The 15,226-nt window shown below is 68.1% G+C and carries 13 protein-coding genes; 4 read left to right on the top strand and 9 right to left on the bottom strand.

All coding sequences use genetic code 11. The annotated features are described in order from the left end of the window. The first annotated feature begins 163 nt into the window (after positions 1-163). From ACSZL9_RS01640 to ACSZL9_RS01650, 3 genes are all read left to right on the top strand, one after another. On the top strand, positions 164-1,630 hold the full coding sequence (locus ACSZL9_RS01640) for a M1 family metallopeptidase (protein WP_446663718.1): 1,467 nt from the start codon (positions 164-166) through the stop codon (positions 1,628-1,630). A gap of 65 nt (positions 1,631-1,695) precedes the next feature. Continuing rightward, positions 1,696-2,991: a methyltransferase domain-containing protein gene (locus ACSZL9_RS01645; protein ID WP_446663719.1), complete on the top strand. Its 1,296-nt coding sequence runs from the start codon at positions 1,696-1,698 to the stop codon at positions 2,989-2,991. Positions 2,992-3,015: 24 nt separating this feature from the next. Further along, complete coding sequence (locus ACSZL9_RS01650; RefSeq protein ID WP_446663720.1) at positions 3,016-4,221, top strand: MFS transporter; 1,206 nt, start codon at positions 3,016-3,018, stop codon at positions 4,219-4,221. 20 nt (positions 4,222-4,241) lie between these two features. Here ACSZL9_RS01650 and ACSZL9_RS01655 read toward each other — a convergent pair whose 3' ends face one another. The 9 genes from ACSZL9_RS01655 to ACSZL9_RS01695 all read right to left on the bottom strand — a co-directional run bounded on the left by ACSZL9_RS01655 (position 4,242) and on the right by ACSZL9_RS01695 (position 13,990). After that, positions 4,242-5,081 carry an SRPBCC family protein gene (locus ACSZL9_RS01655; protein ID WP_446663721.1) on the bottom strand — a complete coding sequence of 280 codons (840 nt, stop codon included), beginning with the start codon at positions 5,079-5,081 and terminating at the stop codon, positions 4,242-4,244. Positions 5,082-5,085: 4 nt separating this feature from the next. Then, positions 5,086-5,943: an FAD binding domain-containing protein gene (locus ACSZL9_RS01660; RefSeq protein WP_446663722.1), complete on the bottom strand. Its 858-nt coding sequence runs from the start codon at positions 5,941-5,943 to the stop codon at positions 5,086-5,088. Next, positions 5,940-8,357: a xanthine dehydrogenase family protein molybdopterin-binding subunit gene (locus tag ACSZL9_RS01665; protein WP_446663723.1), complete on the bottom strand. Its 2,418-nt coding sequence runs from the start codon at positions 8,355-8,357 to the stop codon at positions 5,940-5,942. Before ACSZL9_RS01665 ends, ACSZL9_RS01660 begins: the two co-directional genes overlap by 4 nt. Next, positions 8,354-8,839, bottom strand: coding sequence for a (2Fe-2S)-binding protein (locus tag ACSZL9_RS01670; RefSeq protein ID WP_446663724.1), 486 nt, complete (start codon positions 8,837-8,839; stop codon positions 8,354-8,356). Before ACSZL9_RS01670 ends, ACSZL9_RS01665 begins: the two co-directional genes overlap by 4 nt. Positions 8,840-9,016: 177 nt before the next feature. Further along, positions 9,017-10,249, bottom strand: a complete 1,233-nt coding sequence (locus ACSZL9_RS01675) for a transcriptional regulator (RefSeq protein ID WP_446663725.1) — start codon at positions 10,247-10,249, stop codon at positions 9,017-9,019. 48 nt (positions 10,250-10,297) lie between these two features. After that, a complete protein-coding gene (locus tag ACSZL9_RS01680) occupies positions 10,298-11,416 on the bottom strand; it encodes an XdhC family protein (RefSeq protein ID WP_446663726.1) in 1,119 nt (372 codons plus the stop codon). Then, the gene (locus tag ACSZL9_RS01685) at positions 11,409-12,515 is read right to left on the bottom strand and encodes a vWA domain-containing protein (RefSeq protein ID WP_446663727.1); all 1,107 of its coding nucleotides are present in this window, start codon (positions 12,513-12,515) and stop codon (positions 11,409-11,411) included. The genes ACSZL9_RS01680 and ACSZL9_RS01685 overlap by 8 nt, the downstream gene beginning before the upstream one ends. Next, a complete protein-coding gene (locus ACSZL9_RS01690) occupies positions 12,512-13,387 on the bottom strand; it encodes an AAA family ATPase (protein ID WP_446663728.1) in 876 nt (291 codons plus the stop codon). The genes ACSZL9_RS01685 and ACSZL9_RS01690 overlap by 4 nt, the downstream gene beginning before the upstream one ends. Positions 13,388-13,450: 63 nt before the next feature. Continuing rightward, positions 13,451-13,990, bottom strand: coding sequence for a nucleotidyltransferase family protein (locus ACSZL9_RS01695; RefSeq protein WP_446663729.1), 540 nt, complete (start codon positions 13,988-13,990; stop codon positions 13,451-13,453). A gap of 233 nt (positions 13,991-14,223) precedes the next feature. On the opposite strand from ACSZL9_RS01695, the gene ACSZL9_RS01700 reads away from it, so the two are divergent. After that, a complete protein-coding gene (locus ACSZL9_RS01700; RefSeq protein WP_446663730.1) occupies positions 14,224-15,222 on the top strand; it encodes a bile acid:sodium symporter family protein in 999 nt (332 codons plus the stop codon). Positions 15,223-15,226: the final 4 nt, after the last annotated feature.

Genomic DNA, 15,226 nt, shown 5'->3' on the forward strand with positions numbered 1-15,226 from the left:
GTGCTTGGTGGTCTCGATACGTCGCTCGCCGAGCGGCTCGCGCCTACTCGACCACCTCCTCCGAGCAGCCGGTCGCGAAACCCCATCACGGCAGATCGGCTCGCTAGCGTGCAAGGACATCCACATCGACCGGATCAGGGCCGGTCACACGTCTGGAGGAATCATGCGAGCACGACCCATCGTCGGCTGCGTCGCCGCTGCCACCGCACTGCTCGTCGCGGGCGGGAGCGCTTCGGCGACCGGCAACGCAGTCGGTGCACCGGGAGCGGGCGACCCCTACTACCCGATGGACGGCAACGGCGGTTACGACGTCAGCCACTACGACGTCGGCATCGACTACACGCCATCGACGAAGATGCTCATCGGTGACACGACCGTCACCGCCACCACGACACAGAAGCTCGACCAGTTCGACCTGGATTTCTATGGTTTCCAGATCGATTCGATCACGGTGAACGGTGAGTCGGCCACCTGGAAGCGATCCGACCAGCACGAGCTCGTCATCACCCCGGCATCCCGTGTCGCCAAGAAGACGACCATGAAGGTGCGGGTCAAATATCACGGCGAGCCCAAGCCGACGTCGGGCCTGGACGACTACTCCGGCTGGAACTACTCCTCCACCGGCGGCGCGTTCGCCGCCAACGAGCCGCACTCCGCCGCGAGCTGGTATCCCGTCAACGACACCACGCGCGACAAGGCCACCTTCACGCTCAACGCGACGGTGCCCAAGGCCTACAGCGTGATCAGCAATGGCGAGCAGACCGGTAAGAAGACCGTGGGTGACAAGACCACTTACACGTGGACCGAGAAGGACCCGATCATCGGTTACCTCACGACGGTCGCCATCGACAAGTTCACCTATCTGAAGCAGACCACCAAGGACGGGATCCCACTGGTCTCCGCGTTCGCGCCCGGCGCCGAGGACAAGGAGCAGATCGAGAAGCAGCTGCCCGCGATCATCGAGTTGCTGGAGCACTACTTCGGGCCCTACCCGCAGTCCTCCGGCGGCGGGATCTACGTCGCCGATCAGATCGGCTTCTCCCTGGAGACGCAGGACCGGCCGACGTATGCCGCCTGGGCCGACCTGCCCACCGTCGTCCACGAGAACGGCCACCAGTGGTGGGGTGACTCGATGTCGGTCGACACCTGGCGCGACGTCTGCATGAACGAATGCTTCGCGTCATACGGCGAGTGGCTCTGGGAGCAGGACAAGGAGGACGTGAACCTGGACGACAAGTACAGCGCGCAGATGGCCTACTACGGCGACAACGAGCGGTTCTGGTCAAACCCGTTGTGGGACATGGGCGCCGGCAACGAGTTCAGCAACTCCTACACCCGCGGGCCGCTCTTCCTGCAGGCGCTGCGGGCCTACATCGGCGACAAGCCGTTCTTCCAGGTGCTGCGCACCTATTCGCAGTTGCACCGCGGCGGGAACACCTCGATGCAGGACTTCGAGAAGTACGTCCAGCGGCACGCGACCCGCAACGTGCACGGCTTCTTCCAGGCGTGGGTCTATGGCACGACGCGGCCGGCGGACAAGTACATCTGGTTCGGCCCGTTCCACAAGCCGGCCGCCAAGGCACGGACGACTGCCCCGAAGCCGCTCGTTCAGTCGCAACACACGCGCTGAGCCGAGGTCCGCTCCGATTCGTCCCTCACCCCGGACGCTCGCCGGGGTGAGGGAGAATCGTGCCCATGCAGTGCGACTACTTCGACGCCCAGGAGTGCCGGTCGTGCACCCTCATGGGTCAGCCGTATGCCGCACAACTGCAGTCGCTCCAGGCGTATGTCGCAACGGCCCTCCACGATCGATTTCCCGAAACCTCCTGGGACGACCCGGGATTCGGTGCTGAGTCGCACTTCCGCAACAAAGCCAAGCTCGTCGTTGGTGGCACGCGCACTGCGCCGACCTTCGGCATCCTCGACGCCGGTGGGCGAGGCGTCGACCTGCGCGACTGCGGACTGCACGAACCCGGCCTGCACCGCACCATCACCGGACTGGCCGACTTCATCACCGACTTGGGGTTAACGCCGTACGACGTCCCGCGACGCTCCGGTGAGCTCAAGCACCTGATCGTGACGCACTCGCCCGCCGGCGAGTCGATGGTGCGCTTCGTGCTGCGCTCCCCCGGGCAACTCGGCCGCCTCGAGCGCGCGCTGCCCGGGTTGCAGGAAGCGGTGCCCGGTGTGCGCGTCGTCTCGGCCAACCTGCTGCCCGAGCACAAGGCGGCACTCGAAGGCGACGAGGAGATCATCCTCACCGAGGACGACTCGCTGCCGATGCGGGTCAACGAGGTCACGCTGCACCTGCGGCCGCGCAGCTTCTTCCAGACCAACACGGCCGTGGCGTCCCAGCTCTATCGGCAAGCGCAGCAATGGATCTCGCAGGTCGCGCCGGCATCGGTGCTCGACCTCTTCTGCGGGGTCGGCGGGTTCGCGCTGCATGCGGCGACGAGTGGTTTCGATACGTCCCCCGCCGCTTCGCTCCCCCGGCATACTCAACCTGCATTCGTTCGCGGGGTCGAGATCTCCGCCGATGCCGTCGCCAGCGCCACCCGGAGTGCGGCCGCGATCGCGCGGGCCGGGTCCGACATACGGTTCGAGACTGGCGATGCGACAACCGTCCTCGGTGCCGCGGGCGTGGTTTCGAGACGCTCCTCCGCTTCGCTCCCCCGCTCCTCAACCACCTTGGAAGGCCGCTCCTCCGCTTCGCTCCCCCGCTCCTCAACCACCTTGGAAAATCGCTCCGCCACTCCTCAAGCACCTCCGGCGGATCTGGTCATCGTCAACCCTCCGCGGCGGGGCATCGGTGCACTGGCCGAGCAGCTGGAGCAGTCCGGCACGCGCCACGTCCTCTACTCCAGTTGCAACGTGACCAGTCTCGCCAAGGACCTCGCGGCAATGCCGTCGTTCGCGGTCAGCCGGGCGCGCCTGTTCGACATGTTCCCGCAGACGCAGCACCACGAGGTCCTGCTGCTGCTCGAGCGCTGACTCATCGACATAATGAGTCGCGACATGCCTGATAAGACACCCGTGCCCAAGATGCCCCGCGAGGTCTGGGTGCTGGTGTCGGCCGGATTCGTCATCGCCCTCGGATATGGCGTCGTCGCGCCGGCCCTGCCGGAGTTCGCGCGCAGCTTCAACGTCGGCGTGACTGCGGCATCGGCGATCGTGTCGGCCTTCGCCGTCATGCGACTGCTCTTCGCGCCGAGCACCGGACGGCTGGTCACCAAATTCGGTGAGCGGCCGATGTATCTGCTCGGACTGTTGATCGTGGCGATCTCGACACTCGCTTCAGCCTTCGCCCAAACCTACTGGCAACTCATGCTTTTCAGAGGGCTGGGCGGCATCGGCTCGGTGATGTTCTCGGTGTCCGCCATGGGCCTGATGATCCGGATCTCACCGCCCGCCATACGTGGGCGCGTGTCCGGCCTCTACTCCTCGAGTTTCGTGTTGGGCAGCATCTCCGGTCCGCTGCTCGGCGGAGCGCTTGTCGGGTACGGGCTGCGGGTGCCGTTCGTTGTGTATGCCGTGGCGCTCTTCGTCGCGATCGCCGTGGTGCACGTGCAGTTGCGCAACAGCGAGCTGGCCATCATCGACACCTCCGACCCTGCGGACACCATGCCGCTGTCATCGGCGCTGCGGATCGGTGCCTACCGGTCCGCCGTCACGACGGCCGCCATCTTCGGCTGGGTCTATGCAATGCGGGTATCGCTGGTCCCGCTCTACTTCGCCATCGTGCTGGAGCAACCGGACGGTGTGGCGGGCCTGGCACTTGCGGCATACGCCTGCGGCGACGTCCTCGCGATGATCCCGTCCGGGCGGCTGTCGGACAACATCGGACGCCGGCCGCTGATCATCACGGGGATGCTCATCCTCACCGTTGCGACACTCGCCCTGGCCCTGACGGACACCGTCGCTGCAGCGTTCATCTCGACGTTCGTCGCAGGCATCGGCACGGGCATGGTCAGCCCCGCACAGCAGGCGGCGTTGGCCGACGTGATGTTCGGCCACGGGCGCGGCGGGCCGGTCCTGGTCACCTATCAGATGAGCCAGGACTGCGGCACGGTGGTCGGACCGATCATCGCCGGATTCCTCGCCCAGGAATGGGGATTCCCGACGGCGTTCACCGCGACCGCGATCCTCGCCGCGTGTGCCGCGGCGGCCTGGATCGTGGTGCGCGACACCAGTGGCATCCGCGCACCACAACCCGCCGACTGACCGGACCGGCGTCGGTGCGGTCAGTGCCGGCGCAGTCGCCGGAAGAGCGCACCGAGCACGGCCACACCGGCGAGACCGGCAAGCAGTTGCTTCCAGTAGGCCTTGGCCAGCACCGGGACGACAGCCGCGCCGAGGTCCAGGGCATCGTCGGACTGTCCCGTGGACGCCGACGAGCTGCCCGCCGAGCGAGTCGCTGAGCTGCTGGTCGGGTCGGGAATCTCGCCGACCTTGCGCTCCGCTGCACCGGTCGAAGCAGTCGATCTGGTCGAGCCAGTCGACTGCGCGGCAGCGGCTGCCGCCGGGACAGCGGCAGCATCGGAGCTGCCCTGCTCCACCCCGGGGGTCTGCGGTGTCGCAGCCGGAGTCGCGGAAGCAGCGTCCTTGGTGTCCGCGGCCGGCGCCGTCTCGGTCCCGCCGCCGGAGCCGACCTTGCCCTGCAGACAGTCGACGAACTGCCCCAGCAGCTTGTCGGACACGTCCTGGATGACGCCGCGTCCGAACTGCGCCGGTTTGCCGGTGATCGCCAAGTCAGTGACGACGTCGACCTTGGTCCCGCCGTCCTGCTCGGTCATCGTCGCCGTGACCAGGGCGCCCGCGGTGCCGTTGCCGCGCTTGTCCTTGCCCTTGGCGTCGATCACCATCTTGTGCGCCGCCTCGTCGCGCTCGGTGAACGTGCCGGTCCCCTTGTAGACCAACGCGATCGGCCCCAGCTTGACCTTGACGGTGCCCTTGAAGGTGTCACCGTCGGCCTCGGTGATCTGGGCGCCCGGGAAGCACTCCGCGACCGACTCGATGTCCTGGAACGCCGCCCACGTCTCGTCGACGCCGGCCGGCACTGTGAACGAATGTTTCAGATCCATGTGGTCATCCTGCCGCAGCCGTGAGGATGGCGCGACGGGTCAGCACCTCGGCGAGGTGCTTGCGGTAGTCGCCGTCGCCATTGAGGTCGGACGGTGGGTTGGTGCCATCGGCGACAGCAACCACTGCTGCCCGTACGGCGTCCTCGGTCGCCGGCTGTCCCTGCAACGCCTGCTCGACCGCGGTGGCGCGGAGGGGCGTCGACCCCATGTTGGTCAACGCGACCCGCGCCTCGGCGATGCTGTCGCCGTCGGTGCGGACGGCTGCCGCGACAGCCACGATCGACCACTGCTGGGCGATGCGCACGAACTTCTCGTAGTGCCCTCCCCAGCCGGTGTGCTTCGGGATCCGCACTTCGGTCAACAACTCGTCCTCACCGATCGCCGTCTCGAAGAGGTCGACGAAGAAGTCGGACGCCTCGACGGTGCGGGTGCTGCCGCCCTGACCCGCGATGACGAACTGAGCGCCGAGTGCCAGCGCCGGCGCACCGACGTCCCCGGCTGGATCGGCGTGCGCCAGGGCACCACCGAAGGTGCCGAGGTTGCGCACCTGGGCATCGGCCACGGTCGCGACCGCCTTGCCGACCAGCGCGGCGTGCTGGGCGACGAGCGGATCGTTCGCCACGGCGGTGTGCGTCGTCATCGCTCCGATGACCAACGAGTCTCCGTCCTCGCGGACACCGCGCAACCCGTCGATCCTGCCGAGGTCGATCACGAATTCCGGTGCGTTCAGCCGCAATCGGAGCACCGGAAGCAACGACTGGCCACCGGCGATGATCTTCGCGTCGTCACCGTGCTCGGCCAGCAGCGCGAGTGCCTCGTCGACACTGGCCGGTGCCGCGTAGTCGAATGCTGCGGGAATCATCGGCCCGCTCCTTCCGTCTGAGAGCCGGTATCGCCGGCCCGACCGGCCGCGATGGCTGCATAGACCCGTGCCGGGGAGCACGGCATGATGATGTCCTTGACGCCGAACTGGCGCACGGCGTCCAGCACCGCATTGACCACCGCCGGGGTCGAGGCGATCGTGCCCGCCTCACCGACTCCCTTGGTGCCCAACGTGTTCGTCGTCGCCGGGGTCGACGCATGATGCGCGTCGAAGCTGATCAGGTCGGCCGCGCTCGGCATCAGGTAGTCGACGAACGAACCAGAGACCAACGTCCCCTGCTCGTCATAGACCGCGTCCTCGTAGAGGGCCTGTGCGATGCCCTGTGCGAGGCCGCCGTGCACCTGCCCCTCGACGATCAGCGGATTGACGATGTTGCCGACGTCGTCGACGCAGGTGTATTTGCGCAAGGTCACCTGGCCCGTCTCGGTGTCGACCTCGGCCGCGCACAGATGCGTGCCGTGCGGGTAGTTGAAGTTCACCGGGTCGAAGGTGGCCTCCGCGTCGATCGAGGGCTCCATCCCGTCCGGCAGGTTGTGAGCGGTGAACACCGCGCCCGCCACGTCCTGGATGGACACTCCCGCGTCGGTGCCGCGGACGGTGAATTTCCCTGCTGCGAAGTCGATGTCGTCGACCGACGCCTCGAGCAGGTGAGCCGCCACCGGCTTGGCCTTCTCCACCACCTTGTCGGCGGCCTTCACGATCGCTTCGCCGCCGACTACGAGTGACCGGGACCCGTAGGTGTCCAGTCCCTTGACGGACACCTGCGTGTCGCCGTGCAGGATCTCGACGTCCTCGAACGGGATGCCCAGCCGGTCCGAGACGATCTGGCTGAATGCCGTCTCGTGGCCCTGCCCGTGTGCGCTGGTGCCCGTGGCTACCTCGACCTTGCCGGTCGCCAACATCCGCACGGATGCGTGCTCCCAACCGCCGGCGCCGTAGTCGAGCGAGCCGAGCACGCGTGACGGCGCGAGGCCGCACATCTCGGTGAATGTCGAAACCCCGATGCCGAGCTGCACCGGATCACCCGACTCCCGGCGCCGAGCCTGCTCGGCGCGCAGTTCGTCATACCCGAAGAACTTCTTGGCGGTCTCGGTCGCGGCTTCGTAGTTGCCGGAGTCGTATTCGAGCCCGGCGACAGTGGTGAACGGGAACTCCTCGTGCTTGATCCAGTTCTTCTCGCGCACCTCCAGCGGGTCCATGCCCAGCTCGTTCGCGAGCTCGCTCATCAGCCGCTCGATCGCGAAGGTCGCCTCCGGTCGGCCCGCGCCGCGGTAGGCGTCGGTCCACGTGGTGTTGGTGAACACCGTCTGGCAGGCGAAGTGGTATGCCGGGAACTTGTAGATCGCGTTGTACATGAACGCACCAAGGACGGGGATCCCGCCGCCCACCAGGGCGACGTAGGAACCGAGGCCGGCGGTGAGTTCGACCTTCAGGCCGGTGACCCGGCCGTCCTTGGTCGCAGCCAACGTGAGCTTCTGCCACTGGTCTCGCCCGTGGTGTCCGGCCACCATCGACTCCGAACGGGTCTCGGTGTATTTGACCGGCTTGTGCAGCTGACGCGCGATCCACCAGGCCAGCCACTCCTCCGGGGTGACCTGCAGCTTGCCGCCGAACCCGCCTCCTACGTCGGGGGCGATGACCCGGATCTTGGACTCCGGGACACCGGTCGTGGCAGCCAGTGCGAACCGCACGATGTGCGGCACCTGCGTCGCCGACCACATCGTCAGCTGCTCACCGGTCGGGTCGACGACCACCGAGCGCGGCTCCATGAATGCTGGGATCAGCCGGTTCTCGCGGAACTCACGCTCGATGACGACACCGTCGGCGCGCGCCGCGTTGATCGCCTCCTCGACGTCGCCGCCCGTGCCGGCCTCCTTCGAGTCGTAGACCCACAGGGCGGATTTGTTGGTGCCGAGGTCGGGGTGCGAGAGCACCTTGTCCTCGGCTGCTTCCTTCAGGTCGATCACCGCAGGGAGTTCGACGTAGTCGACATCGACGAGCTCGGCGGCGTCCCGTGCGGCGGCCGCGCTGCGAGCCACCACGACGGCCACGATCTCGCCCGCGAAGCTGACCCGGTCGGCCGGCAGCACCGCGTGCACCGGGGTCTTCTGGTCCGGGGTGATCGGCCACGCGTTGATGAGCGCTCCGGCGGACTCGTCGAGGTCGGCGGCGGTGTAGACCGCCACGACATTCGTCGCTGCCTTCGCCTCGTCGGTGTCGATGGACGTGATCGTCGCGTGTGCGAACGGACTGCGCACCATCGCCAGATACAGCATGCCGGGTAGCACGATGTTGTCGGTGTAGCGGCTGCTGCCGGTGATCAGCCGGCGGTCCTCCTTTCGGCGCCTGTCCTTGCCGATCTCGGCAGCGGGACGGTCGTCGGTGACAGTCATTGCTGCGCTCCCTTCCCCGCTGCCGCCGCGGTCTGCACCGCGCGGACGATGTTGTGGTAGCCGGTGCACCGGCACAGGTTGCCCTCCAGCCCCTCGCGGATCTCGTCCTCGCTGGGGTCGGGGTTCTCGTTGAGCAGGTCGACCGAGCGCATGATCATGCCCGGCGTGCAGTAGCCGCACTGCAACGCGTGGCACTCGTGGAAGGCGGCCTGCACCGGGTGCAGTTCACCGCCGTCGTATGTCGCCGCCAGCCCTTCGATGGTGGTGACTTCGGCACCGTCCGCCTGCACCGCGAGCATGTTGCACGACTTCACGGCGTGCCCGTTGACATGCACCGTGCACGCGCCGCAGTTGCTCGTGTCGCAACCGATGAGTGTGCCTGTCTTTCCTAGCTTTTCGCGCAGGAACTGCACGAGCAACATCCGTGGCTCGACGTCGTCGGAGACCTTGCCTCCGTCGACGGTGAGTTCGATCTTCGTCATGTTCGGCACCCTTCGACGTGCAGAGATGTGGCGTCCGTCACAACCTACGTCCGGGGTGGTTGGCCGAAGGTTGGCCCACGGAGGTGCCGAGCCCTACCAAGGTGGCCGAGCCTGTCGAGCCAAGATGGCCGAGCCTGTCGAGGTCGTGGTTTCGACAAGCTCAACCAGCTTCGGCGATCAGCGGCGCGCGGCGGCCAGACGGCCGCGCAGCAACGGCACGGCGCGGTGGGTGTCGTTGCCCAGCCGCTGCAGACACGTCTCGAGAACCTCGGCGTCATACGGCGCGATCTCGCTGTAGCCGAGCACGGCGTCGGGGTCGGGATCGGCGAGCAACGCCTCCCGGATGGCGACCGCGACGACCTCACCGAGCTCCATCAACTCGGGAGAGTTCGTGCCCGGCATCAGGTCGCCGCCGTATGCCGTGACCGCCGCCAGCACCTGCCCCTGTCGGATGCGGTCGAGAACCTCATCCACGTCGACGGTGACCGGCAGTGTCAACCGGTATGGACGGGACAGCACCGCACCGCCGAGGGTCGAACGCAGGTGGGAGACCTCGGCTTTCAGCGTCGAGGCGCTCACGTGGGAGTCGCCGTAGACCATCGCGTGCAGCCGCTCGAGCGACAAGCCCTCCGGGTGCATCGCCAGCAGTGCGAGGATCTCGGTCTGGCGCCGCGTGAGCAGCAGTCGCTGACCGTCCAACCGGGCTTCCGCGGCACCCAGCAAGGTCAGCACGAGCCCTTGGTCGCACCTCGCCGGACCGTGCCGCGGATGCTGCCGGGTGTCGGGCATCGCGCTCTCGATCATCTGCGCCATCAACCGTGCCGTGGCCAGGCCGATCGGGTGCGCGCGGTCCCAGGTGGTCGACAGGTCGATGACCCCGAGTCGCTCACCGGTCACCGGGTCGTGCACCGGCGCCGCCCAGCACACCCAGTTGTGCACGATCGGTGAGAAGTGCTCGGCCGAGAAGACCGTCGCCGGTGCGTCCAGTCGCCCGGCCAGGTCCAGTGCGTTGGTGCCGACACTGGCGTCGTCCCACCGGCCGCCGGCGACGAAGTTGACCGTCTCGGCCTTGCGCCGCATGACGCGGCCGCCATAGGTCCACAGGATCCGGGTCTGGGTGTCGGTGACCGCGAGGACCAGGTCGCCGTCCTCGGCGCTCAACCGCAGTTCGTCCTGCACTGCGGCGACCGCGGCCTGCAGCGGCGAGCCCTGCCAGAAGGCTGCGGTGTCGTCCTCGTCGGCGAGTGGCGCGCCGGTCACGTCCAGTGCGGAGCCGCACGCGGATCGTCGCCAGCTGGACAGGATCTCCGGACGCACCAGCACCGCGTCGTCGCCTTCTTGGACGAACGTCGTCCAGGCACGCACGGCGTCGAGCCGGCGATCGCGCAACGAAGCTGCAGGGTGGTCCATGGCGCCTCCGGAGTACTCCTCCTCACAGTAACCCGGACGTCGGCGGAATCAGGCGTGAATCCGGCCTTCCAGCTCGCCGAGCCGGCTGCCGCTGCCACCCCACTGGCGGGCGATGATCTCCGCGGCGATGCTGATCGCGGTCTCCTCGGGAGTGCGTGCGCCCAGGTCGAGGCCGAGCGGACTGTGCAGCCGGGCGAGCTTCTCCTCCGGCACCCCGATCTCACGCAGTCTGGTCAGGCGGTCCTCGTGCGTCCGTCGCGAACCCATCGCGCCGATGTAGGCGACCTCGGGGGCCTGCAGTGCGACCTCCAGCAGCGGCACGTCGAATTTGTGGTCGTGAGTGAGCACGGTGATGACGGTGCGGGCGTCGATGTGGCCCTGCTCGATCTCGGTACCCAGGTAGCGGTGCGGCCAGTCGACGACGACCTCGTCGGCGTCGGGGAAACGCGTCTTGGTCGCAAAGACCGGACGCGCATCGCAGACCGTGACGCGATAGCCGAGGAACGAGCCGACCTTCGCCACCGCAGCAGCGAAGTCGATCGCCCCGAAGACCAGCATCCGCGGCGGCGGGGCGAACGCCGACACGAAGACCCGCATCCCGTCGTCGAGGCGTTGCCCGTCCGGGCCGTAGGTCAGGGTCGCGCTGCGGCCGCTGGCCAGCAGACCGGCGCCGTCGTCGGCGACCGCGGAGTTCGCCCGGTCGCTGCCGAGATCGCCGACCGCGTCCTGGCCGGGTCGCAATACGAGGCGCCGCCCGACCCACGCGGAGTCCGGATGATCGACCACCGTCGCGACGGCGACCGGCCGCTCGTGCGCGATGTCGTCCGCGACGGACGCGAGCTCCGGGAAGGTCTGTTTGTCGATCTTCTCGACATACACATCGAGTATGCCGCCGCAGGTGAGTCCGACGGCGAAGGCATCGTCGTCGGAGACGCCATACCGTTGCAGCACAGGGGTGCCCGACTCCACGACCTCGCCGGCGAGCTCGTAGACGGCGCCCTCGACGCAGCCGCCGGACACCGACCCGACCGCTTCACCGCCCGGCCCGACGAGCATCGACGCGCCCGGTGGTCGCGGTGCGGACCGGAAGGTCGCGACCACCGTGCCGACGCCCACGGTCTCGCCCTTGTCGTACCACTGCATGAGCTCGGTCAGCACTTCACGCACTGGCGACCACCTCCAACACCTGCTCGAACGAACGCAGTGAGTGCCCGGCGACGAAGTCGTCGCAGTGCGGCAACACGGCGACGATGCCCTGCTGCACCGGCTCGTAGCCGTCCTTCCCGCGGTGCGGATTGACCCACACCACCCGGTGCGCCAGACGGCCGAGTCGGGCCATCTGCTCGCCGAGCAGTTGCGCGTCACCTCGCTCCCAACCGTCACTGAAGACAACGACGACGGCGCCCCGAGCCATTCCCCGAGCACCCCAGCGGTCCAGGAACGCCTCGAGGGTCTCCCCCAGTCTGGTGCCGCCGGCCCAGTCGGGCACTTCGTCACCCGCACGCACCAACGCCCGGTCCGGGTCGGCTGCGTGCAACGCCGTGGTGATCCGGGTCAGCCGGGTGCCCAGAGTGAATGCTTCGACCGGAGAGGCACTGTGCACCAGCGTGTGTGCAAGACGCAGCAGCGCGTCGGCATACGGCCGCATGCTCGCGGAGACGTCGATCAGCAGGATGATGCGGCGCGGCTCGGTGCCGCGGCGACGACGCCGGACCTGGCCGGGCTCGCCCATCAGTCGCAGCGAACTCCGCAGTGTCCGTTGCAGATCCACCTGCCCCCGCCGCCACGGTGCATGGCGGGCGGCCCGCCGTTGCGGCGCGCGTGGATGCAGGGCGCGGATCATCGCGTCGAGGATCGCCTTCTGCGCCGCGTCCAGTGCGGCGACGTCCCGGTGTCGCAGGATCTCCACCTCGGAGGCGGCGGCGTTGACCAGGTCGCGTTCACCCTCGCCGCCGGCGTCGTCCGCCTCGTCGGTCACGGGCAGCGGGGCCGCGACGTCCTCCTTGCGCTCGCGCGGGATCGTGCGCGGCAGCTCGGACCGGTCGCCGAACCATGCTTCGAAGACGAGGTCGTAGCGCTGCAGGTCATCAGGGCCGGAGCACAGCGTCGCGCGGCCGGCGACATACACGGCCTCGGGGTCGGTGAGTCCGACGATCGCTGCGGCGGCCAGGAAGGTGGCTGCGCGGTCCTGGGTCACCCGGACCCCAGCGGCTCGCAGTGCACGGGTGAAGCCGAGCAGGACTTCGTCCGGTTCGTTGACAGTCACTGCCGCGCCAGCATCCGGTCCAGCACGTGCTTCACCCGGTCGGTGTCCTCGCGATACTTGACCACGGCTCCGAGTGTTGCCGCCGCCTGCTCGAGGTCGAGCTCGCTCGACCCCAATCGCTGCAAAGCCCTTGCCCAGTCGAGGGTTTCGGCCACACCGGGTGGCTTCAGCAGATGCTCGTTGCGCAGCTCCTGCACCACCTCGACGACCTGGCGCGCGAGGCGCTCGGGCACGTCCGGCTCGCGGGTGCGCACGATTGCGATCTCCCGGTCCAGGCCGGGGTGGTCGATCCAGTGGTAGAGGCAACGACGTTTGAGCGCGTCGTGCAGCTCGCGGGTGCGGTTCGAGGTGAGCACGACCGTAGGCGGCACGGCCGCGGCGACGGTGCCGAGCTCCGGGATCGTCACCGCCCAGGTCGACAGCACCTCCAGCAGGAAGGCCTCGAATTCGTCGTCGGCACGGTCGACCTCGTCGATCAACAGCACCGCGGGAGACTCCCGCAGCGCCCGCAGGACCGGCCGCGCGAGGAGGAACCGCTCGTCGAAGAGCGACTTCTCCGCCTCGGCAGGGTCGAGCGACCCGTCCTTGGTGGCTGCCTCCAGGGTGCGCAGGTGCAGGATCTGCCGCGGGAAGTCCCAGTCGTAGAGCGCCTGGGTGGCGTCGATGCCCTCGTAGCACTGCAACCGGATCAGCGGGACGTCGTGGATCTGCGCGAGCGACTCCGCCAGCGCGGTCTTGCCGGTGCCGGGCTCGCCCTCGAGCAGCAACGGCCGGGCCATCTCACCGGCGAGGAAGGTCACGGTCGCCAGCGCCGAGTCGCTGAGGTATCCGGTGCCTTCGAGAGCCTGCGCCACCGCGCTGGGTGAGTTCATGTCGCCAGGCTAAGCCCGGTGGGTTGGCCCCGGGTTGGATCAGCGGTTGGATCAGGGTCTGGTTCAGGGCTCGGGTCTGGAGTCGATGTCGCGCCCGGTGGCCAGGTCGCCGCACTCGACGAGCACGGGCGGGTTGGCGCGCAGGTAGGTGCGCGCGCCGCGATCACCGGTCGCCTGCTCCATCGCGCCCGCCCAGTGGTCCCGCCCGAACAGCACGGGGTGCCCCGGCACGCCCTCGTATGCCGCCCGCGCCAGCACACCGGTCGTGTCGGGCTGCGTCAGGATCCGATCCGCCACGTCGGCGCCCACGTCGGGCAGGTCGACCAGCGTGACCAGACAACGGGTTTCGTCGGTGAGAGCGCCCAGCCCGGCTCGCAGCGAGGCGCCCATCCCGCTGGCCCAGTCCTGCGCCACGACGATGTCGACGTCCCGCCCCTGCAGCAGATCCCGAGCGTCCTCGGCCGCCGCACCGAGCACGACGACCACCCGGTCACAGGTGGCCAACGTGTCGACCGCGTGATGCAGCCAGTTGTCCACCAGTGCCTTGGGCCGCCCCATCCGTCGGCCGGCGCCGGCAGCGAGCAGGACTCCGGCGGTCGTCATACACAGCAGTATGTCCGCTGGGCATCACGGCTACCCAGCAGTTCCCCAGCCTGCGCGCCTAACGTGCAGGTGTGGACATGTTGGACTATGGATTGGTGCTACTGGGCCTGGGGCTCTTCACGATTCTCGCGATCACGATGATCGAGGCGGGCGGCCGGCACCGACAGCGGTAACCCGCCGGCATGTGACCTCCGTGCGTTCCGGCGCGCGGTCCCGCCTAGTGTGACGGGGTCATGCACCCCCTCGCCAAGCTCCGGATCGACGGCTTCATCGTGGCGATCCTCGCCACGGTCGTGCTCGCGAGTGTCCTGCCCGCGGGCGAGGGCTTCGCTCCGACACTCGACCACATCGTCACGGCTGCGATCGCGCTGCTCTTCTTCCTGTATGGCGCTCGGATGCATCCGCAGGAGGCGATCCGAGGGCTGCGGCACTGGCGCCTGCACACGCTGATCCTGGCGTTCACGTTCGTGGCTTTCCCGCTCATCGGGATCGTGCTGCGCGTCCTGCAGCCACACCTGCTCAGCCCCAGCCTTTACACCGGGGTGCTCTATCTGACGCTGGTCCCTTCCACGGTCCAGTCGTCGATCGCCTTCACGTCGATCGCTCGGGGCAATGTTGCCGGGGCGATCGTCAGCGCCTCGGCCTCCAACCTGCTCGGCGTGCTCCTCACACCCCTGTTGGTCATCGTGATGGCAAGCCTCGGGGTGATCGGAGGCGGCGGCAGCATCGCGGTCAGCGGTCACCAGTTGGTCGACATCTGCCTGGAGATCCTGGTCCCCTTCGTGGTCGGCCAGCTCGCCCGTCCACTCGTCGGCAGGTTCGTCGAGACACACCGCGCCCGACTGAAGTACGTCGACCGCGGCTCGATCGTCCTGGTGGTCTACGCGGCATTCAGCACCGGTGTGCGACAAGGCATTTGGCACGCCGTCGAGCCGGCGCAGATCGTCTTCCTCATCGTCTTGTCGATCGCGCTGGTCGCCCTCATGCTGTGGCTGACCAAGCGGACGTCGGAGCGGCTGGGGTTCAACCGCGCCGACAGCATCGCCGTGCAGTTCTGCGGCACGAAGAAGAGCCTCGCGAGCGGACTGCCCATGGCCGCAGTGCTTTTCGCCGGGCACCACGTCAGCATCATCGTGCTGCCGCTGATGGTCTTCCACCAGGTCCAGCTGATGATGTGCTCATGGCTGGCTGCGCGGTATGCCGACCAGGAGCTCGAGCCGGCACCGGCCTGAGTGG

This window comes from Flexivirga sp. B27 (genome assembly GCF_052905685.1).

Coding starts and splice junctions, on each gene's coding strand:
- ACSZL9_RS01640 (WP_446663718.1), top strand. CDS start 164: ATGCGAGCACGACCCATCGTCGGCTGCGTCGCCGCTGCCACCGCACTG.
- ACSZL9_RS01645 (WP_446663719.1), top strand. CDS start 1,696: ATGCAGTGCGACTACTTCGACGCCCAGGAGTGCCGGTCGTGCACCCTC.
- ACSZL9_RS01650 (WP_446663720.1), top strand. CDS start 3,016: ATGCCTGATAAGACACCCGTGCCCAAGATGCCCCGCGAGGTCTGGGTG.
- ACSZL9_RS01655 (WP_446663721.1), bottom strand. CDS start 5,081: ATGGATCTGAAACATTCGTTCACAGTGCCGGCCGGCGTCGACGAGACG.
- ACSZL9_RS01660 (WP_446663722.1), bottom strand. CDS start 5,943: ATGATTCCCGCAGCATTCGACTACGCGGCACCGGCCAGTGTCGACGAG.
- ACSZL9_RS01665 (WP_446663723.1), bottom strand. CDS start 8,357: ATGACTGTCACCGACGACCGTCCCGCTGCCGAGATCGGCAAGGACAGG.
- ACSZL9_RS01670 (WP_446663724.1), bottom strand. CDS start 8,839: ATGACGAAGATCGAACTCACCGTCGACGGAGGCAAGGTCTCCGACGAC.
- ACSZL9_RS01675 (WP_446663725.1), bottom strand. CDS start 10,249: ATGGACCACCCTGCAGCTTCGTTGCGCGATCGCCGGCTCGACGCCGTG.
- ACSZL9_RS01690 (WP_446663728.1), bottom strand. CDS start 13,387: ATGAACTCACCCAGCGCGGTGGCGCAGGCTCTCGAAGGCACCGGATAC.
- ACSZL9_RS01695 (WP_446663729.1), bottom strand. CDS start 13,990: ATGACGACCGCCGGAGTCCTGCTCGCTGCCGGCGCCGGCCGACGGATG.
- ACSZL9_RS01700 (WP_446663730.1), top strand. CDS start 14,224: ATGCACCCCCTCGCCAAGCTCCGGATCGACGGCTTCATCGTGGCGATC.